The sequence below is a fragment of the Mucilaginibacter gossypii genome (assembly GCF_900100945.1).
In the GTDB taxonomy this organism is placed as follows: domain Bacteria; phylum Bacteroidota; class Bacteroidia; order Sphingobacteriales; family Sphingobacteriaceae; genus Mucilaginibacter; species Mucilaginibacter gossypii.
Genome location: NZ_FNCG01000019.1, coordinates 1 through 25199, shown reverse-complemented (window position 1 = coordinate 25199; position 25199 = coordinate 1). Strand labels below are relative to the sequence as shown.

The window sequence follows — 25199 nt, the reverse complement described above, 5'->3', positions numbered from 1 at the left end:
GACAACAAATTAGTCGAATTTATACTTGGTAAACCACTTATCGTTAAGAGTAAAGCCAAGGTGAATATTAACGTAGTTTTCTTTAACCAAACCGTTAACCAACGAACCGCGCTGACCTATTTCTGCCGCGATATTAATTTTATAGTAACTGCCGTTATTTGAGCGCAAAGGCAAGCCAACACCTACGGTACCAGCATAACGTTTAATAGTAGTACCGTTAATGTGCATATAGGTTTGATCGTATATAGCTCCTATGCGGTAATCAACAGTGGCAAGGTAGTTTCTGATGGTTGATATGTTTGGGGTATATGAACCACCGATATTGAAAGTTTTACTGTCCTGTAAACCCTGGTTTACGCCTGCAATGGATAAGTCGGACCATTTGCCCATGGAGTAATCGGCACCAACCAAAAATTTACCATCACTTTGGAAAGAGATCCCGAACCTGTTGATCTGCGGTAATTTTAATTTTGATTTAGGCCCGGTTGTGCTAACCACGCTATCGGCAGCTATGTCCTGATTTCCGTTTGCATCGTTAAAGTACTGGCTAACAATAAAGCTGCTTTGCGTGTGCAGTTTTGTACCTGCCGATGCCGAATAGCCAAATACAAGGTGCTTGGTTTCAGACAAATCAAATGAATACTGCAAGCCGTAATCATAGTTGATACCACCAATGGCATTGCTCGATTCAATTTTTGAGTTGATGGCACCTGCCAGACCAGGAATTTCGGTAGTAGCGATATCTTTAATATTACCAAATATGTACGATACGTTTGCACCTAATAACAAATGCTTACCGATGCCAAAACCATATCCCAAATATGCTTTTGATAAACTACCATCGCCGCTGTAACTGTAATTTGTCACGTTGGTATCGGCAGGAGAACCCGAGGTTCCTAATTTATTCACCGTTTTTTTAAAATTATAGCCGCGCTCACTGTATGGCAATAAACCAAAACTCAATGCCGAACGTTTTGAAGTAGGGATGGCGAACGCGATGTGGTTAAGCCTGAAATTGCTGTTTTTTTGGCTTGCCGAACCGGTTTGCGACAGATTTAAAAAATTTGCATATAAGCCAACATCAATGGTTGTAAGATTAATGGCACCGTATGAAGCCGGATTTATTACGTTGATATTGTTAAAAAGGCTTATCCTGTTTGTAGCTACAGCTATACCGCCCATACCTATGTTTTGGCCCATCAGTTGAGGATCAATATCACCAATACCGTAACGTGAATATGGAGAGCTTGAAGTTGCCGTTGATTGCGCATGTGCTGAAAAAGCGGCAACAGCCAATAAAAGTGTTATAAAAAACCGGGTATATTTAATCATTATGCTTTTGTATAGCTGCGTTTAATCCTTTTAAAACCAAATATGGTTCAATTTTTATGTAGCGGGCAAAGATGCTATTTTTCAATAGAGTATCAAAAAAAATGCTGTCGCCCCCGCTTAGTATAATGTTCAGTTGTCCGTCGCCGGTTTTATAACTTTCAATAAAACCGGTAAGCTCATATTTTATTCCGTTTTGTACTCCCGAACGGATGGCTGTGGTTGTATTGTTTCCGTATGGCGTATCAAAACCGGCATCGGGTTCAATAAGCGGCAAACCTGCCGTATAATTGTTTAAAGCCTTATAACGCATATTTAAGCCCGGCGATATGCTGCCGCCAAAATAATTTCCTGCGGTGTCAACACCATCATAAGTAATGGCTGTACCCCCGGTTATTACCAGGCTATTTTGCCCCGGGAACATATGATATGCTCCAATAACAGCTGCCAGCCTGTCGGGCCCGAGGGTTTCAGGGGTTAAATAATGGTTATTTATTCCGCTTGTCATTAAAGTATTAAAATGCGTCAGCGAAATTTTTTGCCCCAGCCCGGTCTGCCATGCTTCTGTATTTTTTTTTACCGACGACATGATTGCCTTAACAGGATGGTATTTGTTAAGCAAAGCATCCAGTACCGGCATATCAATGGTTTCATATTGGCTAACCTCAAGTATTTCATCCAGTTTAAAAACCGCGATTTTGATGAGCGTATTACCAATATCGATAACCAGGCTGGTCATCAGGCCCTAACTATTGATAATATTGATTCAAAAATAGCTAAACCATCTTCATTGGCTAACAAGGCGTCGGCAGCACGCTCCGGGTGTGGCATTAAACCAAATACATTCCTACCTAAGTTTGTAACACCTGCAATATTTTCCAATGATCCGTTAGGATTTGCATCAGCAGTGATATTGCCTGCCTCATCGCAGTACCTGAACATTACCTGGTCGTTATCGTTAAGGGCTTTGATCACATCTGCATCAGCGAAATAATTGCCTTCACCATGTGCAATCGGGATCCTTAGGGGTTGCTGCGGATCAAGCTGAGCGGTAAGTAATGATTTTGTTGTTTGCGGTTTTAAGTAAATGTTGCGGCAAATAAATTTGCGATTGGTGTTGTGCAATAGCGCACCCGGCAACAAACCGGCCTCGGTCAATATCTGGAAGCCATTGCAAATACCCATTACATAACCACCTTTGGCAGCAAACTGGATAACCTCCTGCATAATTGGCGAAAAACGGGAAATAGCGCCCGAACGCAGGTAATCGCCAAATGAAAAACCACCGGGTAAAACAACAAAGTCAACACCCTGCAGGTCATGATCTTTATGCCATAACCTTACCACTTGCTGACCCATCACTTTCTCTAATACATATATGATATCCTCATCACAATTAGAACCGGGAAATATAACTACTCCAAACTTCATCAGAATTATTTTTTAAATTGAGGTTGAACCTAAATAGCTTATTATATAGTTTCAGGCTACAAAACTAACATAACCGCCGAAATAAGGACGAATGTAAAAGTTAAAATTTGTTAAACTGAAAGTAAATGGTGCTGATAAACAACAACAAATACAGTATTTCATAAAACCAACGCCTGGTTGCATACAAAAAATAATAGGCAAAAAACACCGTTACCGGCACTGCACAAAGCAAAAAATGGCTCAGGCGAAATTCTGAATTGAGATAAAATGAAAGTGCTGTGATCAGAAAAATAAAAAACAACAGCTGGAATGTTTTACGAATCTGCACGTAACTTTTAAAGAAATTTTGCTGCAGCTTAAAAAAACATAGCACTAATATTACAATTACCGGCACCAGCAGCAGGTAGTTATAGGAGTTAATGCTGATATGATCGGGAAATTTTTTGCCTAAGGGCGACCAGATATGGCTAAACCGGGGCAGCATATCATTCATAAAATAAATAACCGCAAGGAAAAAGAACACGGTTACATACCCTAATATCGAAATAACCCATTCGCGCCAGTTAAAAGGCCTGAATATCATAAGCGCTATCCATATAACCAGAAACAAATAAATAAACGGAAAATAAACAAGCGAACCCACCGCCACGATCAAACCCAGGTCATAAGTTGTTGACTTAACATCCTCTCCCTTATACAGGTTGAATAATTTAAACAACATCCAGATGAGTAAGAAATTACATAAAAGCGGGGCACTTAAAGTTAAAAAGGGTGTAAACAAGCCCGAAAGCGTGATATACATCAGTGCCGGCAAAAAGGTTGGCTTGCCTAATAAATTATGATGATTAATTAACGAATTAAGCAATAAAGCTTGGATAAATACAAGCCCGCCGGCCAGTATCAAATTAAGCAACGGCGAAAACGCGTATTCATATTTTACGGGTACCAGCAGCCGTGCAAAGGGTTCTACAAAAATAAACTCAACCTTTTCGGGAACCTGCACCATGAAACCTATCCGGAGCACGAACAGCAAAATAGCCAGCCATATAATATTAAGGGGATTATAGTTCCTGAAAAGATTGATCATATGTGCGGCCGTGTTTGCGGTTGCAAAATTAGCAGAAAAACCGCTTAAGTTGCAATGCTTTACTACCTTGTATACTGCTTTACCAGTTTATCAACAATAGCGGCGGTTTCATCCGGAAAATCAACTACAATCTTTTTACTATCGTTGATCCAGTGGTTTAAATGGCCGTTAAACTTATCATTTATTTCGCTCACCACCGGAACACCTAACCTGGAGGCCGAAAGCGCGTTACACTGCTGTTCGTATTGCCCTTTCATGGGTATCATCATTACCTTTTTCTGTAAAAACAGGGCCTCGGCGGGGCCTTCAAAACCGCCCCCGGTAAGCAAACCTGTACAGCTTGCCAGGCTTTTGTTAAAAGCTTCATTATTTACGGGGAAGATCTCCACGTTTCCTGATTTGTAGGCCTGCTTTTGCCGTTTTGAAAACACCTGCCATTTAACCTCTTTTTCGGCACTTAAATATTTCAGCAGGGTTTTGTCATCATAAGCCGGCAGGTAAACTGTATAATGGCCCAGGTCGGAGGTTTCCATCTGCCTGATCTCGCTCCGGATTACAGGGGTATTGATAAAAGTATCATAGCGCTCAAAATGGAAACCTACATGATAGGTAGTAGGCGAATAGTTTTTTAAAAGCCATTGCGCAAAAGGATCTTTTTTTTCGGGGCGCGGTGTTTTTGGTGATACAAACGAACACTGGTGACTTAAGGATACCGACGGTACACCCCGTAATTTACAAGCCCATGCACTTACAGGTTCAAAATCATTGATGATAAGATCATATTGTTTCAGGGGAAGGCTCCGCAGATCGCGCTGAAACTGGCGCAGGTTCATGATTTTCCAGGTAGCCCAGTTATCTACGCCGCCATTGGTACCAAATACAAAGCTTACACCATGAAAGCGATATTTCAGGGGTTGTGATAATGATACTTCTGCTTCGGTGCCGCTCACCAGCAGGTCAAGCTCGCCGTATTGTTGCAGCAAGGGCACAATTTCCCTTGCCCGGCTTATATGTCCGTTACCTGTTCCCTGTATACCAAACAGTATCTTCATTAAAATAAATTATTTTCAAATAGGATGATGATTATGCTGCGCAGATGCAACGGATGCACTGATTTATCCGCAACAATATTCAGGGGCTTAATTTAGTAAAGAAAAATGTTTTCGGTAAGTAATTTAATCGTGTTCGTGTTTAAAGCGCTCCAACAAGTTTTTAACATCGAGCATAGCGTTCAGATCTTCCGAATCAGTTTTGTCTTCTTCATCAGCATCTGTATTGAAATCATCCGGCTTGTATTTAAACACTTCCCATTTGCCATTGTGATATTCAAGAGCGCTTAAACTTTCTACCCAATCGCCCGAGTTAAGGTAAAGTACCGAGCCTGTATTTTGTGTAGACGTAATTTCCCTGATTTCGGCATGGTGAATGTGACCGCAGATCACGTAGCCATATTGTTTATCGACAGCCAGATCGGCCGCGGTTTGCTCAAATTGGTTAATGAATTTTACTGCTTCTTTAAAACTGGCTTTCACCTTTTGCGAAAAGCTCATTTTTTGCCTGCCAATAGCGGTAAGGAACCAGTTTACAAAACTGTTGATCAAAATCAATGTGTCATAACCAACCGCCCCGAGTTTAGCCAGCCATTTGGAGTGCTGCATGGTAACGTCAAACACGTCGCCATGAAAGATCCAGGCTTTTTTACCATCGATATTTAACACGAGCTTATCAAGCAGCTGAAAAGTGCCCATGTTAAAATCGGTAAACTTGCGCAGCATTTCGTCATGGTTGCCGGTTAAATAATAAACCGGGATGCCATCGGTAACAAACTTCAGGATGCGGCGCACTACTTTCATATGTGCCTCGGGCCAGTATGATTTACTAAATTGCCAAATATCAATAATATCGCCGTTAAGGATAAGGATTTTGGGCTTGATGCTTTTTAAATATTTAAGCAACTCTTTTGCGTGACAGCCGTAAGTACCAAGGTGCACATCAGATATTACTACAATATCAACTTCGCGTTTTGCCATTAAATTAAGGGGCTATTTTACAGGCCGGCAAGATATGCCGGAAAACAACATTTTCATTAATAAAGCAACGATTACTCGTCGTCCTCATCTTCGTTAACAGTCAATTCATATGGACTTGCATAGAAGCAGCCGACCAGGATCAGCAACCCTATAACTACCAAATAAGCATACTCAAAATTCATCACAAAGATTTTTACAAATGTCTGAAATTTAACATTATCCTACTGTTAAGACTACATTAAATATAAAAGGTTACTTTGCTGTATTAAATTTATTTTTGATCCTGTTAAGTTGTTTCAAGTGGTGCTCTAAATGAATGCGGATAAATTTAAACCATTGCCTGGCATTAAGCATTCCCATACGCGGGTGCTTGTATCTGTTAGCCGGCGATGATTCGGCAATGAGGGGCATAGTCGTTTCAACCCGCTTGCGGCATTTGATGATCAGGTTTTTGGCATCTTCCTTACTGATCTTATTGGCAGCCATTTTATCGCTTACCGCATTGGGGACTGTTGTTTTAACCGGCGGAAATTTACCTAACAACAGCAGGATCCGGCCTTCCCAATTAATGCCTTTTTTAGTTGGCTCGCAATTGCCGTGGGTACAACGTTCAAGCGCGATTGATGAACCCAGCGTAGCCTGCATAATATGGCTGTAAACCTCGGCAAACGACCAGCCGCCATCTTCCGGGGTAACATCAAACAACTCATCGGGGATAACATCCAGTTGTTTGCGGTATTCATCAAGGGCTGCATCAATAGCTTTACGTTCTTTGGAGATACTCATAAAAGTAAAGTTAACTCTTTTAAATGAGCTATCTGCACGGGGATATCCTGAGGCTTTTCCGCATTAAAAGGATTAAAATAAATGGCATCTATCCCAAAACCAAGCGCCCCGCGGATATCAGCTTCAATGCTGTCGCCGATCATTACACTTTCTTGTTTCGATGCCCCGGCCAGGTCAAGCGCGTGTTGAAATATGGCTTTGTCCGGCTTGTTAACGCCAACATCTTCGGAGATGATAATGTTCTGAAAATATTTGGCCAGATCGGTCCCCGCGATTTTTATCCGTGTTGAATCTTTAAACCCATTCGAGATCAGGTGCAGGGTATATTTTGATTGCAGATATTGTAATGTTTCGTGCGCATGCGGAAACAGGTTGGTTTTGGTAGGGCAAAGCTTTACGTAAGCATCCTCAAAATCAAGCGGCATCAGGTCGGGATGCAAACCAAGATCAGTAAAAGTTGATTTGAAACGAGCCTCCCGCAGTTCATCTTTGGTGATCTCGCCGATATGATACTGTGCCCAAAGGCGGTGATTGTTCCGGGTATAAGTTTCGATGAACAATTCGGCAGATTGCAGCCCAATTTCGCCAAGCCGGTGAATAACATATAACTCATGCAGGGCCTCTTCGGCATTTTTATCGAAATCCCAGATGGTATGATCGAGATCAAAGAAGATGTGTTTGTATTGTTTCATGTCGGATTTCGGATATTCGATTTCGAAATTTTTTTCCCTGCTTAAAAATTCAAAATTAAGAATTTCAATATTACTAAATCCGAAATCCCAATTCCGAAATTCGAAATCAAAATAAATCCCAAATCAAACTAAATCCGAAATCGAACATCCGAAATTCGAAATCAAACTACACTTTTTCCCCAAATGCCAGGTCGCCCGCATCACCCAGACCAGGTACAATATAAGATTTGCTGGTCATTTCATCGTCGACAGCGCAGAGCCACAATTTGGCTTTTGGTAGGTTTGCCTTTACATGCGCCACACCTTCGGTACTGGCAATTACAGCGGCAATGTGCAGCTCCTTTATTTTATACTGAGCCATTAACTCCTTACAAACCGATACAATACTTTGCCCGGTAGCCAGCATGGTATCGCACAAAATAAAGATCTTATCATCAAGGTTAGGGGTTGAGATATGATCAACCTGGATCAAAAAGCTGCCATTACGCTTCACCTTGCGATAAGCTGTGATAAATGCAGAGGGCGACCGGTCAAAAAACTGCATAAAACCCTGGTGAAAAGGCAGACCGGCGCGCAATATAATACCCAGCACCGGTTCATCGGCCGGCATATTAACACTGGCTGTACCCAAAGGGGTTTGAATTTCTTTGGTTTCGTAATGTAATGCTTTGCTCAGCTCATAAGCCAATATAACTCCTAACCTTTCCTGGTTCCGCCTAAAACGTGCCTTATCCTGCTGAATAACGGCATCCCGTAATTCAGCCAGAAACTGGTTGGCAATGGTATTGGTTTTATTGAGGATGAAAATCATGCTTAAATTTAAGCGTTTTTGAGCAATAGTATCACTATTTGTTTATTAAATGTCATACCGCACCATAGGAAGGATAATAAATTTTGAATTTACGTAGTTAACTACGTAGATTTGTACATAAATATTAAAGTCATGGATACTACACCTGTTATTAGCTCACTCAACAATACTTATTGCCAGCAGATCATTGATATCATTTTACCAATTCAGCAAATTGAATTTAATGTGCCAATCACGCTTGAAGCCCAGCCCGACCTGTTTGATATTGAAACCAATTACCACCAAACCGGCGGAGATTTTTGGGGAGCGATATATAACAAACAACTTGTTGGCACCATAGCACTTATTGCTTTTGATAATAATTCGGCGGCCATACGCAAAATGTTTGTACTTAAAGAATACCGGGGAAAGGAGCTGGGTATTGCGCAGTTACTGCTCAATAATCTTATTGATTATTGCAAACAAAACAACATTGCCCACATTTATTTAGGTACTGTTGAGATGCTGAAAGCGGCCCATCGCTTTTATGAAAAAAATGGCTTTACACACCTTGCCAAACAGGATTTGCCTGAATCATTCCCGCTTATGGCTGCAGATACCATTTTTTATGAGTTACATTTGAACAATTAACAGCGATATAATGAATGTTATTGACGAATCGGGAATTTTAGCAATTTCAACAAGGTTGCAGCGCCTGGCCGAGCAGCTGCGCAAAGACGGTGTACTTGTATACAAAGCCAGTAATATTGATTTTGAACCCAAATGGTTCCCTGTTATTTATACTTTGCATTTTAAGCCTGTTTTAAGCGTGGTGGAAATCGCAACAGAAATTGGCTACACCCATCCTTCAACCATCAGTCTGTTAAAAGAATTGGAAAAAGAGAAATTGATCCGATCAAAAAAGGACAAGGCCGATGAAAGGAAGCGTCTTATCATGTTAACAACAAAAGGCCAGGAACTTATTGTGCGCATGAAACCCGTTTGGGAAATTATGAAAGCGGCCGCCGCGGAAATTGCCGATACTCAAAACAACCTGATGAAGGCTATTATTGAAGCCGAAGAGAAAATAAAGCAGCAGAGTTTTTTGGATAGGGCGTTACGTTTAAAGGCGGAAATGTAATTTATTACCCCCGGCACAACAATGTTGACATACGGTTGTCATTACCATGTACTTATTTTGATTTGCAAACCCTGTTTCTGGATTATTTGTATTTTTACATAACAACATGGATTTTCAATTAACATCTCAATATAAACCAACCGGCGACCAGCCTGAAGCTATAAGGCAGCTGGTTGAAGGTATCAATAACGGCGACCCCTATCAAACCCTTTTGGGGGTTACCGGATCGGGCAAAACCTTTACGGTTGCCAATATTATAGCACAAACGCAAAAACCTACGCTGATCCTGAGCCACAACAAAACATTAGCGGCACAGCTTTATGGCGAGTTTAAGCAGTTCTTTCCCGAAAACGCGGTGAACTACTTTGTGTCGTACTACGACTATTATCAGCCGGAGGCATTTATTCCTACCACCAACACCTACATTGAAAAGGACCTGCAGATAAACGAGGAAATAGAAAAGCTTCGTTTACGTACTACTTCGGCTTTAATGTCGGGCAGGCGCGATGTGATCGTGGTATCGTCTATATCCTGCATTTACGGCATGGGCAACCCCGATGATTTTGCCGATTCGGTTTTCAAATTTGCCGTAGGCACGCGCATCAGCAGGAATGCTTTCTTACATCGCTTAGTTGAAATTTTATACGCCCGCACCACTGCCGATTTTAAACGAGGGACATTCAGGGTTAAGGGTGATACAGTGGATATTTTTCCGGCTTACCTGGATTATGCCTACCGCATCTCCTTTTTTGGTGATGATATTGAAGAGTTAAGCGCCTTTGATATTGGCACAGGTAAAACCATCGAAAAAATGACACACATGGTGGTTTATCCGGCCAACCTGTACGTTGCCCCCCGAGAGCGTTTCCTGCAGTCCATCTGGGCTATACAGGAAGAGTTGGAAACCCGCAAAAAACAGTTTATCGATGACGGCCGTTTCCTGGAAGCCAAACGGCTTGAAGAAAGGGTTAATTACGATTTGGAGATGATCCGCGAGTTGGGTTACTGCTCGGGCATCGAGAACTACTCCCGCTTTTTTGATGGGCGCAAGCCCGGTGCAAGGCCGTTCTGCTTGCTCGATTATTTCCCGGAAGATTACCTGATGGTGATTGACGAAAGTCACGTAACGGTTCCGCAGATCAGGGCCATGTATGGAGGTGACCGTTCGCGCAAGATCTCCCTGGTTGATTATGGCTTCCGCCTGCCGGCGGCTTTGGACAATCGCCCACTTAATTTCCAGGAGTTTGAAAATCTTGCTCCGCAAACCGTTTATGTAAGCGCCACGCCAGGCGATTTTGAACTTGAAAAATCAGGCGGTGTGGTGGTTGAACAGGTGATCCGTCCGACAGGATTGCTTGATCCGGTGATTGACGTTCGCCCGGTGATAAACCAGGTGGATGACCTGCTTGACGAAGTAGATAAAACAATTAAAAAAGGCGACCGCGTACTGGTAACCACCCTTACCAAACGTATGGCCGAAGAACTGGCCAAATACATGGACAGGCTGGGTATAAAATGCCGTTATATTCACTCAGAAGTAAAAACACTGCAGCGCGTGGAAATTTTACGTGGCCTGCGCCTTGGCGAATTTGACGTATTGATAGGTATCAACTTACTGCGTGAAGGATTGGATTTGCCCGAAGTATCCTTAGTGGCTATTTTGGATGCTGATAAAGAAGGGTTCCTTCGGTCAGAACGCTCATTGATCCAAACCATAGGCCGTGCAGCACGTAATGACCGTGGCCGTGTAATCATGTATGCTGATACCATAACCGATTCGATGCAGATCACGATGGATGAAACCAACCGCCGCCGCGAAATTCAGATTGCGTATAACACGCAACATGGCATTACACCGCTAACGGTTGGCAAAACGCGCGAGGAAATTATGGAGCAAACCTCGGTGGTCGACTTTAAAGGCGGTGTACAGCAGGCTTATGTAGAAACCGATACGCTGACTCTTGCCGCCGATCCGATAGTTCAATATATGACCAAAGCCGACCTGAAAAAATCAATCGACAACACCAAAAAAGATATGCTTGCTGCAGCCAAGAACATGGATTTCCTTTTGGCCGCCAAGCTCCGCGACGAGATGTTTGCTTTGGAAAAGATGATGGAAGAGAAGTTTTAATTTGAAAATTTATTGATTTGAAGATTTGAAAACTACAGTCCCCACATTTTCAAATCTTCAAATTGCTTTATTTTCAAATTAAAACAGCGTCAGCTATCCCCAAATCATAATAAAACAATTTTACCGTTATATACCTTATATTTGTAAGCTCAAAATTAACAGTATGATTCTTATTCGTTTCCTGATCATATCTATCTGTATATTATACATTATTCGCAGCCTGGCTCGTTACCTGCTGCCTTTTCTTTTTGAAAGTGTTGTGAATAAAGCCCAGCAGCAATATCAACAGCAACAACGTAATTACAATGAAGGCCCAAAACCTGATGGAAAAATCAGGATCGACCATATCCCGCAGCCTAAAAAAGGCAGTGTACCCGACAGTGAAGGTGAATTTGTTGATTACGAAGAAGTAAAATAAACCTAACCAAAAAATCATGGACACCAACCCTGTATTTAGAAGGCGTCAAAATCATAACAACACGCCCGAGTCAATTACGCTGATTATCACCAATGTCATCGTATTTATAGTGGCCACTCAAATTTTTGCCAATTGCACTAAGATTAGCACTTTTTACTGGGTGATCATGGGTGCGCTGGGCGTTTACAACTTTTTCAACATCCGTAAATACCGCGAAGATTACGGCAAAGTGCAGGTTATTGCTTATGTAATATCTATCATTGTGCTGATTGCCATGTTTTTCCTGCTGCGCAGCCGTGCGCAAACCTGTTAAGTTATTCCTTAACAAAACTTATAATTCCTATTCTCATTGTAATTTCTATTTTTGAGGAATATAATATCCATTTCAAAAAACTTAAATGAATAACTGGTTTAAGCGTAACGGCATTCATTTTGCCATAGCTGCAATTTTTTTAATGATCTGCTTTATATTTTTAACCCCGGCTTTCCAGGGAAAAACATTAGGCGGCAATGACGTTACAAGGGCTCTATCAACCCAAAAAGAAATCAACGATTACAAAGCTAAAGACACTACGATACTCTGGACCAACCAGATCTATGGCGGTATGCCCACCTACCAGGTGTGGGCACCTTATAAAGCCAATTTAACTACATGGGTGGTTACTGCCATAAATTACACTTTCCCAACCCCTGTTGGTACAGTATTGTTATTCTTATTAGGTACATACTTCCTGTTTATTGTGTTAAAGGTTAATCCATGGCTTGCAGCGGCAGGTGCAATAGCGTTTACCTTTTCATCATATAATATCATTTTGCTGGTTGCCGGGCATGCTAATCAGGCTTTCGCCATAGCATTTTTCGGGCCGATACTTGCGGGTATCATCCTTACGCTTCGCGGCAAGCATTTACTTGGTTTCGCGGTTACAGCCTTGTTTCTTGCGTTAGAGATCAGGGCCAACCACATACAAATGACGTACTATTTGATGCTGGCCTTATTGATCATGGTGGGTATTGAGCTTTACCATGCTATCAAAAATAAAACCCTTAACAGCTTTCTAAAATCGCTGGGATATATAGCGGCGGCTACTCTTCTTGCGGTTTCTGTAAATGCATCCATATTATGGAGTACTGCCGACTATGGCAATGAAACCATCCGTGGCAAATCAAATCTCACAAGGCAAGCTGCAGAGCCCAATAACGGTTTGGCACGCGATTACGCCTTTGAATGGAGCCAGGGTGTTGGTGAATGTATTACTTTCCTTATTCCTAACGCTTATGGCGGCGGCGAACAAGGCTCTACCGATCCGGACTCACACGTAATCAAAGCGCTTAATGCAAGTGGAGCCGACCCTAATCAGGTTACCGGCATTTCGGCCAATTATCTACCCTTATATTGGGGTAATAAACCATTCACTGCCGGCCCATTCTATTTTGGTGCAGTAATTTGTTTACTGTTTGTATGGGGTTTAATGATTGTTAAAAACCGTATTAAATGGTGGTTGCTTGGTGCTGTGGTTTTAACTACGCTATTATCATTTGGCAGAAATTGGCCTTTTCTGTCTGATCTGTTCTTTAACTATTTCCCGCTTTACAATAAATTCCGTGCAGTTGACTCAATATTGGCAATTGTAGGTTTCTGCTTCCCAATCCTTGCTGTATTAGCAGTAAACGAAGCTATTATAAATGAAGATAAAGAAAGCCTGTTTAAAAAACTAAAAATTGCTTTTTACATTACCGGTGGCATTGTCCTAATTGTGGCCGTGGTACCTTCATTGCTGTTATCTTTCAGTGTTAGCGAACAACAAGCCGGCGTTATTGCACAAATTGGTCAGGCCCTTAAAACTGATAGTTCAGCCCTTACCCGCGCTTTAATTGCCGACAGGGAATCCATAGCACAAGCAGATGCTATCCGGTCACTTATATTCATTGCTATAGCATTTGGTATTGCATGGGCATTCCTTAAAAAGAAGATCAATCCAACTGTTGCATCGCTTGCTTTCCTGGCGCTGATCCTTGTTGACCTTTGGGGTATCGACAAACGCTATTTAAATCACGATAGCTTTGCGCCAAAACAAGACAATGAAACACCACAGCCACGCGAGGTTGACCAGTTTATCATGAAAGATAAAGATCCTGATTTTAGGGTGTTTGACGCCACACAATCAATCAAAGGCGATGGTCTTACACCATTTTTCTATAAATCGTTAGGCGGATACTCTGCTGCAAGGTTAAAACGCTGGGAGGAGCTTGTTGACAATCAATTAAGCAAAAGCATTAACCAGGATGTTTTGGATATGATGAACGTGAAGTACATTATTAATTCTGATCCAAAAACACAAAACGTAGGTATGCAGGTAAATCAAACTGCCTGCGGCCATGCGTGGTTTGTAAAAAGCATTAAATATGCCGACAATGCCGACCAGGAAATGGTAGCCATCAGCAGTTTTACACCAAAAGATGAAGCTATTGTTGATAAACAATACAAAAGCATTATCGACGAAAAAACTTTGGGAGCAGGTGCCGGCGAAGGCAAAATTGAGCTTACCAGCTACTCACCCGACCATATGGTTTACACAAGCGGTTCTACCGCCTCACAAATTGCGGTTTTCTCCGAAGTATACTATAACAAAGGCTGGAAAATGTATATCGACGGTGTTGAAAAACCTTATTTCCGTGCCGATTATCTATTACGTGCAGCTCAGATCCCAATCGGTAACCACAAAATTGAATTTATTTTCCACCCGGCTTCATACTACATAGGTGAAAACATTTCATTAGCAGGTTCAATCCTACTGGTGCTTGCCTTAGGTGGTGCCGCTTATACCGAAAACAAAAAGAAAGCTCCGGCTCTCAAACCGGCTGATAAGAAAAAAGCTTAATCAAAGCTTACATTAAAGAAAAGCGATGGGTTGATACTCATCGCTTTTTTTGTGGTACATTATTTATGGGTACATTCATGATAAGAATAATAATCGGTTCACAATCTGAAAAGATTGTAACTTTGAAAAAACCTTATCACAAATAGAATGAAAGAATTAATACAGCAAAACAAATTTGATGAGCTCAAATTTGCCCTCCAAAATTCAAATAGCCAGTTAAAAATACATCAGGTTCTTGCGCGGGCTTTAAACGGCAACCATTTTGAAGAGACTGACTATGGCTTTGAGGCGAATATGTACCAGGAAGAATTTTTAGAAGGTTTTGATTTGTATAAGGTATTAAACAAATCAGAAATTCCCCAAAACCAGCTTCAGGAGTATAAAATTGCATTAACGTTCCTGGTATTTAAAATGGGGGGATTCATAAAACTTTTAGCTGATAAAACCATGCAACAAGGGTTATATCTTTCACAAGTTGAAAACGTATATAAAGTTGATCCCTCCTTAAGAAAAGAATTACAGGCGTTTATTGATTTATTAAAAGAAACAAATGACGTGCAGGCCATTGCAAATGCCTCCGCTGCAAAAGCGCAAATAAGCCTATCGGTGGCCGATCTGCTCGAAAAGTACGAAATTGGGCAAGATATGCTGCAATTTGCCAGGGGATACGAAGATGCGGGCTTAAAAGACGAGGCTACCCGGATCTACATAAATATACTATCGGATTTTGAATGTGAATCTGCAAAAACATCAAGTAATTTATTCCCTGAGATCACTCACGTTGATACACGTAGTAATGAGGAGATAGAAATTTTTGAAAAAGCTAAAAGTCGCTTTGAAACAATTACAGGCGCCAATCTTCCCACAATAAAAAGAGTTAGACCGGATGATGATGCTAATGCAGAAAAATTAGTTGAAGCGGTAGATAAACATGAAATATCCTTAGAAGTAGAAGAAAATTACCCAATCAGCTTTTGGGACCGGGTTAAACGATTTTTCAGCTAAGGTAAGGCTCAAGTGGCCTAATCATTAGTACGCCTATTCTTCAACCAATACCAGCCTAAATTAAAGGCGATAACAAAATGGTTAAAAATAGTGGGGATCAAGCCATAATTTTGCTTCATGATCTCAAAACGCTCCATCAAACTTTGGCGATGCTTTTTCTTTGACATGCCCCCTACCAGGTATTTGGCCACGTAACGGTTAACGTTCACAATCTTTTTAGCCTTTTTTGCCGCGCGGATTATCCAGTCGATATCCGAACTCAATTGATATCTTGGGTCATAGGGTTCTGCCAGCGAACGCCTGATATAGATAGCCTGGTGACTAATGCTCATGCCATATTTAAAACCGCGCCAGGTAAACTTAGCTGGTGCTTTGTGACGGCGCTGCCCTAAACTACTCCCGTCATCGGCTATCATTTCTGTTTCACCATAATAAATGTCGGCATCCTCTGCAGCGGCAAAAACAGCGGCAACGGTTTCGTTATCATAAAACTCATCGCCCGAATTCATGAAGATCACATAATCGCCGGTAGCTAAAGCAAGCCCTTTGTTCATGGCATCATAAATGCCCCCATCTTTTTCGCTGATGAATTTGGTTATTTGACTTTTGTATTGATCAATTACTTGTAAGGTGCCATCGTTAGATAAACCATCGACAATAACGTATTCGATATTGCTATAAGTTTGGTTGATTACCGACTGTATGGTACGTTCAATATCGCGCACATTGTTATAAACAATAGTAACAACGCTTAACCGGGGACTAAACATCGGCACCTCCCCTGTTTAAAAGTTGATTATAAACTTCGATATGCTTTTTAGCGATCACTTCTTCCGAAAAACTATCCATGATAGTTTGCCGGGCCTGTTGGTTAAGCTTGTCCCTTTCCGGATGCTTAATGATCCATTCCATCCCATCGGTAAAACTTTCGGACGAACGATAGGTTGCGAGGTAACCACTATGCTGATGCTGCACCATATCCGGGATGCCACCTGTAGTAAAAGCGATTACGGGTGTACCACAGCTCAGGCTTTCCATTACAGTGTAAGGTAAATTATCCTCAAGGGATGGGATCAAAAAAGCATCAGCGGCTGCATAATGTAGGGCCAGCTTTTCATCATTATTAATAGTTCCTAAGAAACTGGTTTTAAAAGGAAAGTCGGGCAGGTTTTCTGTGCCCCGGTTTCCAAAAACCACCAGTTCTACCTGATCGGTTTCAGCGCCTAAACGCTGCCTGAGCAGTTCCATGCCCTCTAATAGATATTGAGTACCTTTATGCAGATCTTTACGCGATGGCATAAATCCGCTTAAAAAGATAAATTTATCCGTCGACAGGCCCGCTTTGGATTTTGCTTTCTTTTTGTCTATCGGTTTAAAAACATCGGTTTCCAGCGTATTTGGAATATTGCTTGCGGCTTTGCCCTGCATCAAACTGCTTTTCTTTACAGAATCTTGCATCCATAAACTTGGGGCGATAATGTTGAAGTCGAGTTGCTGATAAGCCCTATTTTTTTGCTGCCAGATGCGGTGCGAAATATCATCATCGGCAGATTTGATCAGTAGCGGGCAGTTACCGCATTGTTGCTGGTAATGATTGCAGGTATAGCGCACATGACAACCACCGGTAAAGGCATTGCTGTCATGAAAGGTCCACACCACAGGCTTGCCCAGCTTTCTAATTTCGGCTATATGTTTGGGATCCAGAAAGCCATGATTAATCCAATGCAGGTGAATGATATCGGCATTTTTAACATCGGGATGTTTGATTACCGAACGGCCAAACCAGGTAAAGGAAAAAGGTGTACGGCTATCGGGTTTTAGAAAACGTTTAGCCAATATCCGTTCCAGAATAATAGTTGCGGCCGTATATGATTTTTGGATAATATTACGGTTAAAAGTCTTGATATCAGGATTATTTCCAAATTTATAATGTACTATAATTTTAGAATCGATATTTTGGCTAAGTAATGCCCGGTTAAGGCGCATGCAGGCCCTGCCCGCGCCGCCATTACCGTCATACGTATTGAGGTGCACCACTTTTAACATGGCTCAAAAATACATTTATTCATAAAACTTAAACCATATGAAGAAACTATACATCTTATTGTTTTTGGCAGCACTGTGCCAAACCAGCCTTAAAGCCCAAACAACCGGAAGCTATTTTACATCTAACCCAACCCTAACACCCGATGGCAAAACTGTAATTTTCAGTTACGAAGGCGATCTTTGGAAAGCCGATATCAACAGCCCAGCCGCCACGCGATTGACCGCCATGCAGGGAGAAGAAACCAGTCCGCGGGTATCGCCCAACGGGCAATGGCTGGCCTTTTCATCAAACCAGTTTGGCAACAACGATGTGTACGTGATGCCCCTCGCCGGCGGCGATATCAAGCAACTTACCTATAATGATGCCGGCGATAATGTGGATTCCTGGACCTGGGATTCGAAATCCATTTACTTTAACTCAAGCCGTTACAATGGTTTCAGTGAATACAAAGTAGCTGCTACCGGCGGAACACCGGTGCGGTTGTTCGGTCATTATTTTAATACCATTCACGGCGTTGTTGAACATCCGCAAACAGGCGAGCTATTTTTCAGCAATACCTGGGAGAGTATTTATTTCCCAAACCGCAAGCATTATAAAGGCGCTTACAATCCCGATATTCAATCGTACAATCCTAAAAGCAAAGCCTATAAGAAATATACCGACTGGCAGGGCAAGGATTTCTGGGCCACCCTTGACCAGAAAGGAAACATCTATTTTGTATCCGATGAGGGCAACGAAGAATATAACCTGTACACTTTTATTGATGGTAAAAAAACTGCGTTAACCCAGTTCCCGACATCCATTAAACGCCCGCAGGTAAGTGCCGATGGCAGCAAGGTTGTTTTTGAAAAAGATTACCAGATTTTTATGTACGATGTGGCATCCAAACAAACTCAGAAGCTAAGCTTAAACCTGTTCCGCAATAATGTACTGCCCAAAGACCAATCGTTTGAAACAGGCGGTAAAATTGAAGGAGCAGCATTATCACCCGATGGCAAAAAGCTGGCTTTTGTATCCCGCGGCGAATTATTTGTAAGCGATGCCGAAGGTAAATTCGGTAAAAAACTGGAGCGTAATACCAGCGAACGCGTTACCGAAGTAAGCTGGATGAGCGATAACAAAACCCTCATTTTGGGTCAAACCCTGGGTGGCTATCCTAACTGGTACACCATGGCAGCCGACGGCAGCGGTGCCGAAAAACAACTTACCACAGATAAAGGCAGCAATCGCCTGTTGAGTATGAATAAAGACCGCACACAGGCCATTTATCTGAGCGGCCGTAATGAACTGAAACTTTTGGATCTGAAAACACTCACTTCAAAAACAATTGTTACCGATGAGTTTTGGGGATTCTACAACCCTCCTCCACGCTTTTCGCCAAATGGTGAGTACGTGGTATACAACGCTTACCGCAATTTTGAGATGGACGTTTTTGTTTATGAGATAAAAACCGGGAAAATACTGAACCTTACCAATAGCGGTGTTACAGAATCGGCGCCATTCTGGTCGCCGGATGGTAAGTATATTTATTTTTCATCATCCCGTACACAGCCCGAGTATCCTTACGGCTCAAAAGATGCCCACGTTTACCGGATGCCTTTGCAAAAGTATGATGATCCTTTTAAGATGGATAAGTTTACGGCCCTGTTTAAAGAGGAGAAAAAAGACGACGATAAAAACAAAAAGGATAAGGACAAAAAAGCGTCTAACAAAAAGAAACCTTTATCTGAGCAGCCAACGCCTAAACCGCCTGCCGATATTGTGATAGACACCGAAGAACCGATGAAAAGACTGGAACGCATCAGCCCGGAGTTTGGCCAGGCCCAGGGACCTTATGTGATTCAAAAAGGGGATAAAACATTGGTATACTATGCCTCAAACCATAGCGAAGGTAAGGGGGCGCTTTACCGTACCACCCTTGAAGCTTTTGAAAACCCTAAAACTGAAAAAGTTGGCAACGGCGACTTCGGCAATTACAACATTTTTGGCAATGGTGATAAATATTTTGTACTGGCCGGAGGCAATATCTATACCCTAAACATCGATGCTAACAAAGTGGATAAGTTAGATATCAATTACAGTTTTACCCGTAACATGGCCGGGGAATTTACACAGATGTTTGATGAAACCTGGGCCGGACTGGATGAAAACTATTACGACGGCAATTTCCACGGGGCCGACTGGAAAAAGGTTCATGACAGCTATAAAACATTTGTCCCTTATATTAATAACCGGGCCGACCTGCGCCTGTTGCTGAATGATATGCTTGGCGAGCTCAATTCATCGCACCAGGGCTTTTACTCAAACGGCAGCGAGGAAAAGAAAACCCTCAGCTACCGCACCATGGAAACCGGAATTATTTTTAACAATGATTCACCATACAAAGTTAGCGGTATAGCTACCCGCAGTAATGCCGATAGAGCCGGCATTGATGTAAAACCGGGCGATATCCTGAAAGCAGTGAACGGCGTTACGGTTGATGAAAAGCAGGACCGTAATTATTACTTCAGCAAACCGTCGCTTGATAAGGAAATTGAGCTAACCTTTAGCCGCGGCGGCAAAGATATTAAAGTAAAGCTTCACCCAGAGTCAACCGGTGACCTGTCGGGCAATCTTTACGACGACTGGATCAAGACCAATGCTAAAACAGTTGCAGAAAGAAGTAAAAACCGCATTGCCTATTCATATATGAAAAACATGGGCGATGGCGCCCTGGAAGATTTCCTGGAAGATATGGTTGATGATGCTTATAACAAGGACGCGCTTATCCTCGACCTGAGGTATAATACCGGCGGTAACGTACATGATAATGTTTTAAAATTCTTGTCTCAAAAACCCTATTTGCAATGGGCTTACCGCGATGGTAAAAAAGCACAGCAATCAAACTTTGCACCTGCGGCCAAACCGATCATCCTGCTCATGAATGAGCAAACCCTTAGCGACGGCGAGATGACCTCACAAGGCTTTAAACAACTGGGCCTGGGCAAAATTATCGGCACCGAAACTTACCGCTGGATCATTTTTACCAGTGGCAAAGGTTTGGTTGACGGATCATTCTACCGTATCCCGGCCTGGGGCTGTTATACGCTTGATGGCAAGGACATTGAGAAAACAGGTGTGACACCGGATATTTATGTAAAAACAGATTTTGCAGACAGGATGGAAAATAAAGATCCGCAGTTGGACAGGGCTATTGAGGAGATTTTGAAGCAGTTGCCTCCTGCTATATCAAAAGGAGAAAAATAATCTGTTCATATTTTATCGAACTATTTTTTAATTTTAAATTGGCTGGTCGTTTATCATGACCGGCCAATTTTTTTCCTAAACAATCGCAAAATGTCTGAAGTAACAAACATTGAAACAAGTGCCAAAGGGCCTGAAAACATTACTCATATTCCGAAAATAGCCTACCCTAATATAAAATCTGTTGTAAGACTATTTTTCATGTACCTTGTTTTTCTGATCATCGTTATAATAACCGCAGGCATTGTATTTATGAATACTCCAAAAGAATTTCCGGCGGTGAGATCGATATTCAAAGTATTGACGAATGCTGCTCCTATACTAATGGCAATACAGTATACTTTAAAAAGGAGTGAAAAACAACAAGGTTATCCGTCAACCATAAATTACAATAAAATTGAAGGGTGGCTTATCCCGGTGCTGATTATAGCGGCAACAGCATTCTCAATCATTTTAGAACGAATTTCGGTATTGCTACCAATGCCTTTGAAGGTTCGGGAGATATTTGAGAGGGTGTTCACCAAAGATCTGTTCTCGTTCATGAGTGTTGTTATTATAGCTCCAATCGTAGAGGAAATATTATGCAGGGGCATTATTTTAAAAGGATTATTAAAAAATTATGCACCTAACAAAGCCATAATCATTTCTGCGATCCTTTTTAGCGTACTGCACTTAAATCCCTGGCAGGCTATTCCAGCATTTTTCGGGGGCTTATTTTTAGGTTGGATCTATTATAAAACGCAATCCGTAATTCCGGGAATGATTTTTCATGCTGCCATAAATACTACAGGATTTGCATTTTTGTTTTTAGGGAACTCCAAACAAGACCTACCTGATATTTTTGGAAAGATGTATTATCCGGTTCTGTTGGTGTCTGCATTAGTTTTCACTGTATCATGCATCTTCATCAACAAAAAAGTGAAGGTTGCCGTAACCAACCAACCTCTAACCACTAATCTCCAATAACTTATTTAGAACTTATCCAAATAACATTTGTATAAAGCACTGAGGGCTTTCAAATGTTATTTTTTGTAAATTCGCCGCTCTAAGGCCAGTTAATGGGCTTAACGTCAATTTCTTTTACTTTTCACCTAAAAATCAAATACAAATGGCTTTTGATTTAGATATGATCAAAAAGGTTTACGACCGCTACAGCACACGTGTTGATGCTGCCCGTAAAGCGACCGGTAAACCCCTAACTTTAACCGAAAAGATTTTATATGCCCACCTTAGCGAAGGCGATGCTCAAAAAGCATTTGGTCGCGGGGTTGACTATGTTGATTTTGCACCAGACCGTGTAGCTATGCAGGATGCTACTGCTCAGATGGCCCTTTTGCAGTTTATGCAAGCCGGTCGCCCGCAGGTTGCCGTTCCATCTACCGTACATTGCGATCACCTTATACAGGCTAAAATTGGCGCTGTTGAAGATTTAAGCACCGCTGTTGACGTTAACCGCGAAGTTTATGACTTCCTGGCTTCAGTATCTGATAAATATGGTATCGGTTTCTGGAAAGCCGGTGCAGGTATCATTCACCAGGTAGTGTTAGAAAACTACGCTTTCCCGGGTGGTATGATGATCGGTACCGACTCACATACTCCTAATGCAGGTGGTTTGGGTATGATTGCTATTGGTGTTGGTGGTGCCGATGCGTGCGACGTAATGGCCGGCTTACCATGGGAGCTTAAATTCCCTAAACTGATTGGTGTAAAATTAACCGGTAAACTTTCTGGCTGGACTTCAGCTAAAGACGTTATCCTGCGTGTTGCTGGTATCCTTACTGTAAAAGGTGGTACCGGTGCTATTGTTGAATACTTTGGCGAAGGCGCACGTTCAATGTCGGCAACCGGTAAAGGTACTATCTGTAACATGGGTGCAGAAATTGGTGCTACTACCTCTATCTTCGGTTACGACGAAAAAGCTGCTGCTTACCTGAAAGGTACAAAACGTGCCGATATAGCTGAACTTGCTGACGCTATCGCAGAACACCTAACCGGCGACGAAGAAGTTTACGCTAACCCAGAGCAATATTTCGACCAGGTTATCGAAATCAACCTGAGCGAGCTTGAACCACATGTAAACGGTCCGTTCACTCCGGATTTGGCATGGCCTATCTCTAAATTTGCTACCGCTGTTAAAGAAAACGGCTGGCCTACCAAATTAGAAGTTGGTTTGATTGGTTCATGTACCAACTCATCTTACGAAGACATCACCCGTTCGGCTTCTATCGCTAAACAGGCTATCGATAAAAAATTAAAAACTCAGGCCGAGTTCACCATCACTCCGGGTTCTGAGCAGGTACGTTACACTGTTGACCGCGACGGTTACCTTGATACTTTTGCTCAAATGGGCGGTGTGGTATTGGCTAACGCCTGCGGACCATGTATCGGCCAGTGGGCCCGTCATACTGACGATCCTACCCGTAAAAACTCTATCATCACTTCGTTTAACCGTAACTTCGCTAAACGTCAGGATGGTAACCCTAATACCCATGCTTTCGTAGCGTCTCCTGAAATTGTTACCGCTTTCGCTATCGCAGGCGATTTAACTTTTAACCCGCTTACCGATACGTTAACTAACGAAGCTGGTGAGCAAGTTAAATTTGATGAGCCTCAAGGCATCGAACTACCTGTAAAAGGTTTCGCTGTTGAAGATGCAGGCTACCAGGCACCAGCCGAGGACGGCAGCAAAGTTGAAGTTATCGTTTCTCCAACTTCATCACGTTTGCAATTGCTTGAGCCATTCAAAGCATGGGAAGGTACCGACATTACAGGCCTGAAATTGCTGATCAAAGCTAAAGGTAAATGTACTACCGACCATATTTCAATGGCCGGTCCATGGTTGAAATTCCGCGGTCACCTGGATAACATTTCAAACAATATGCTGATCGGCGCTATCAACTACTTTAACCTTACTGCCGATAGCGTTAAAAACGAATTAACCGGCGAGTACGGTCCGGTTCCGGCTACTCAGCGTGCGTATAAAGCCGCAGGTATCGGTTCGATAGTAGTGGGCGACGAAAACTATGGCGAAGGTTCATCACGTGAGCACGCGGCTATGGAACCACGTCACTTAGGTGTACGTGCCATATTGGTAAAATCATTTGCCCGTATCCACGAAACCAACCTTAAAAAACAAGGTATGCTGGGTATCACTTTCGCTGATCCTAACGATTACGAAAAGATCCAGGAAGATGATAACATCGATATCACCGGCTTAACTACTTTTGCCCCAGGCAAACAGTTAACCGTTGTATTACACCATAAAGATGGTTCAAGCGAATCATTCCCTGTAAACCACACTTATAATGCCCAGCAAATTGAGTGGTTTAAAGCAGGCGGTGCGTTGAATATCATCCGCAAGCAAATGGCATCTTAAGGCTGAAAGCCGAAAGGTAAAAGCTGAAAGCTATAAATTTGAAGGCCTTTCCATTTGGGAAGGCTTTTTTGCTGGGTATAAATGCGACCAACTTTATCGTAAAAAAGTCGTCCCAATTACGCATATTTTGAATTTCTACAATATTACCTCTATTGAGAAACATATAATCTTCGTTGGAATCCAAAGATTAGTCCCAAAACTATAAAGATTACACCAAGTAAAATTAAGACTAATATGACTATTCTATCCGATTGCCGGTTTGTCTTTGCTTCTTCTGCTACTGCTTTTTCAACAGCAGCTTTTTTCAGATCTATTGATTTAACTTTTGTTAACCTTGCCCTCATTATTTATAAATGTATTAATTTCCTAAAAAAAACGACCGTACGGTAAACCGTATGGTCGTTACAAAATAAGGACTTCTTGATAGTCTTTAAGATTTACGAAGTTTTAAAAACTTCGTAAATCTAACTCCACGTTAAGATCTGTAATTTTAGAATTTATATCTCACAAATGCTTCCATAGCTTCGTATTCAGCCAAACCAAGGCGGTCATAACGTTGAGCAGTGTCACGGGTACGGTCTTCTGCTCTTACCCAGAATTCCCTTGCATCATCACCTGGGAATACCGGAGTATCCTTCTGTGACTGGTGTTTGAAGATGGCGTTACGCTTGCGGATCACTTCCTGTGGCGACAATGGTACTGCCATCTCTATCTCATAAGTTTCAAACTCATGCCATGCACCACGGTACATCCACAGCCAGCAATCTTCTACCCAGGCTTCTTTACCTTTTAACCTGTCCAGTGCAGCTAAGAT

At 42.1% G+C, this 25199-nt stretch carries 21 protein-coding genes and 1 pseudogene; 10 read left to right on the top strand and 12 right to left on the bottom strand.

Annotated elements, in window-relative coordinates; all coding sequences use genetic code 11:
• Positions 1 to 9: 9 nt before the first annotated feature.
• The 9 genes from bamG to upp all read right to left on the bottom strand — a co-directional run bounded on the left by bamG (position 10) and on the right by upp (position 8166).
• Positions 10 to 1332, bottom strand: coding sequence for a BamG family beta-barrel-assembly machinery protein (bamG, locus tag BLS28_RS25745; protein ID WP_091174558.1), 1323 nt, complete (start codon positions 1330 to 1332; stop codon positions 10 to 12).
• The gene (locus tag BLS28_RS25740; protein ID WP_091174556.1) at positions 1325 to 2068 is read right to left on the bottom strand and encodes a type III pantothenate kinase; all 744 of its coding nucleotides are present in this window, start codon (positions 2066 to 2068) and stop codon (positions 1325 to 1327) included. Before BLS28_RS25740 ends, bamG begins: the two co-directional genes overlap by 8 nt.
• The gene (purQ, locus tag BLS28_RS25735; RefSeq protein ID WP_091174553.1) at positions 2068 to 2760 is read right to left on the bottom strand and encodes a phosphoribosylformylglycinamidine synthase subunit PurQ; all 693 of its coding nucleotides are present in this window, start codon (positions 2758 to 2760) and stop codon (positions 2068 to 2070) included. Before purQ ends, BLS28_RS25740 begins: the two co-directional genes overlap by 1 nt.
• A gap of 100 nt (positions 2761 to 2860) precedes the next feature.
• Complete coding sequence (locus tag BLS28_RS25730) at positions 2861 to 3847, bottom strand: DUF6427 family protein (protein ID WP_091174550.1); 987 nt, start codon at positions 3845 to 3847, stop codon at positions 2861 to 2863.
• A 62-nt stretch (positions 3848 to 3909) separates the two neighbouring features.
• The gene (locus BLS28_RS25725; protein WP_091174547.1) at positions 3910 to 4899 is read right to left on the bottom strand and encodes a glycosyltransferase family protein; all 990 of its coding nucleotides are present in this window, start codon (positions 4897 to 4899) and stop codon (positions 3910 to 3912) included.
• A gap of 123 nt (positions 4900 to 5022) precedes the next feature.
• Positions 5023 to 5877: a UDP-2,3-diacylglucosamine diphosphatase gene (locus BLS28_RS25720; RefSeq protein ID WP_091174545.1), complete on the bottom strand. Its 855-nt coding sequence runs from the start codon at positions 5875 to 5877 to the stop codon at positions 5023 to 5025.
• Positions 5878 to 6129: 252 nt separating this feature from the next.
• Positions 6130 to 6663, bottom strand: a complete 534-nt coding sequence (locus BLS28_RS25715; protein ID WP_091174543.1) for a DinB family protein — start codon at positions 6661 to 6663, stop codon at positions 6130 to 6132.
• Positions 6660 to 7355 carry a YjjG family noncanonical pyrimidine nucleotidase gene (locus BLS28_RS25710; protein ID WP_091174540.1) on the bottom strand — a complete coding sequence of 232 codons (696 nt, stop codon included), beginning with the start codon at positions 7353 to 7355 and terminating at the stop codon, positions 6660 to 6662. Before BLS28_RS25710 ends, BLS28_RS25715 begins: the two co-directional genes overlap by 4 nt.
• Before the next feature lie 166 nt (positions 7356 to 7521).
• Complete coding sequence (gene upp, locus BLS28_RS25705; protein WP_091174537.1) at positions 7522 to 8166, bottom strand: uracil phosphoribosyltransferase; 645 nt, start codon at positions 8164 to 8166, stop codon at positions 7522 to 7524.
• A 132-nt stretch (positions 8167 to 8298) separates the two neighbouring features.
• Between upp and BLS28_RS25700 the strand changes: the two genes are divergently transcribed.
• The 7 genes from BLS28_RS25700 (at position 8299) to BLS28_RS25670 (ending at position 15719) form a co-directional block, all read left to right on the top strand.
• Positions 8299 to 8796 (top strand): GNAT family N-acetyltransferase, encoded by a 498-nt coding sequence (locus tag BLS28_RS25700; protein WP_091174534.1) that lies wholly within the window; start codon positions 8299 to 8301, stop codon positions 8794 to 8796.
• A 10-nt stretch (positions 8797 to 8806) separates the two neighbouring features.
• Positions 8807 to 9286, top strand: a complete 480-nt coding sequence (locus BLS28_RS25695; RefSeq protein ID WP_091174532.1) for a MarR family transcriptional regulator — start codon at positions 8807 to 8809, stop codon at positions 9284 to 9286.
• Positions 9287 to 9392: 106 nt separating this feature from the next.
• Positions 9393 to 11417 (top strand): excinuclease ABC subunit UvrB, encoded by a 2025-nt coding sequence (gene uvrB / locus BLS28_RS25690; RefSeq protein WP_091174530.1) that lies wholly within the window; start codon positions 9393 to 9395, stop codon positions 11415 to 11417.
• A 163-nt stretch (positions 11418 to 11580) separates the two neighbouring features.
• A complete protein-coding gene (locus tag BLS28_RS25685; RefSeq protein WP_091174527.1) occupies positions 11581 to 11835 on the top strand; it encodes a DUF4834 family protein in 255 nt (84 codons plus the stop codon).
• Between the two features lie 16 nt (positions 11836 to 11851).
• Positions 11852 to 12148, top strand: coding sequence for a hypothetical protein (locus BLS28_RS25680; RefSeq protein ID WP_091174524.1), 297 nt, complete (start codon positions 11852 to 11854; stop codon positions 12146 to 12148).
• An 85-nt stretch (positions 12149 to 12233) separates the two neighbouring features.
• Positions 12234 to 14714, top strand: coding sequence for a glycosyltransferase family protein (locus BLS28_RS25675; RefSeq protein ID WP_091174521.1), 2481 nt, complete (start codon positions 12234 to 12236; stop codon positions 14712 to 14714).
• Positions 14715 to 14861: 147 nt separating this feature from the next.
• On the top strand, positions 14862 to 15719 hold the full coding sequence (locus BLS28_RS25670) for a hypothetical protein (RefSeq protein WP_091174519.1): 858 nt from the start codon (positions 14862 to 14864) through the stop codon (positions 15717 to 15719).
• Between the two features lie 17 nt (positions 15720 to 15736).
• Here BLS28_RS25670 and BLS28_RS25665 read toward each other — a convergent pair whose 3' ends face one another.
• The gene (locus tag BLS28_RS25665; RefSeq protein ID WP_091174517.1) at positions 15737 to 16489 is read right to left on the bottom strand and encodes a glycosyltransferase family 2 protein; all 753 of its coding nucleotides are present in this window, start codon (positions 16487 to 16489) and stop codon (positions 15737 to 15739) included.
• Positions 16482 to 17765: a glycosyltransferase family 4 protein gene (locus tag BLS28_RS25660; RefSeq protein WP_091174515.1), complete on the bottom strand. Its 1284-nt coding sequence runs from the start codon at positions 17763 to 17765 to the stop codon at positions 16482 to 16484. Before BLS28_RS25660 ends, BLS28_RS25665 begins: the two co-directional genes overlap by 8 nt.
• 37 nt (positions 17766 to 17802) lie before the next feature.
• On the opposite strand from BLS28_RS25660, the gene BLS28_RS25655 reads away from it, so the two are divergent.
• From BLS28_RS25655 to BLS28_RS25645, 3 genes are all read left to right on the top strand, one after another.
• Positions 17803 to 21012 carry a S41 family peptidase gene (locus BLS28_RS25655; RefSeq protein WP_091174512.1) on the top strand — a complete coding sequence of 1070 codons (3210 nt, stop codon included), beginning with the start codon at positions 17803 to 17805 and terminating at the stop codon, positions 21010 to 21012.
• Between the two features lie 90 nt (positions 21013 to 21102).
• Positions 21103 to 21975 (top strand): CPBP family intramembrane glutamic endopeptidase, encoded by an 873-nt coding sequence (locus BLS28_RS25650; RefSeq protein ID WP_091174510.1) that lies wholly within the window; start codon positions 21103 to 21105, stop codon positions 21973 to 21975.
• A gap of 142 nt (positions 21976 to 22117) precedes the next feature.
• Positions 22118 to 24385: an aconitate hydratase gene (locus tag BLS28_RS25645; RefSeq protein WP_091174508.1), complete on the top strand. Its 2268-nt coding sequence runs from the start codon at positions 22118 to 22120 to the stop codon at positions 24383 to 24385.
• A 490-nt stretch (positions 24386 to 24875) separates the two neighbouring features.
• On the opposite strand, the pseudogene BLS28_RS25630 reads toward BLS28_RS25645, so the two are convergent.
• Positions 24876 to 25199, bottom strand: a pseudogene (locus tag BLS28_RS25630) (glucosamine-6-phosphate deaminase); the annotation flags it as partial.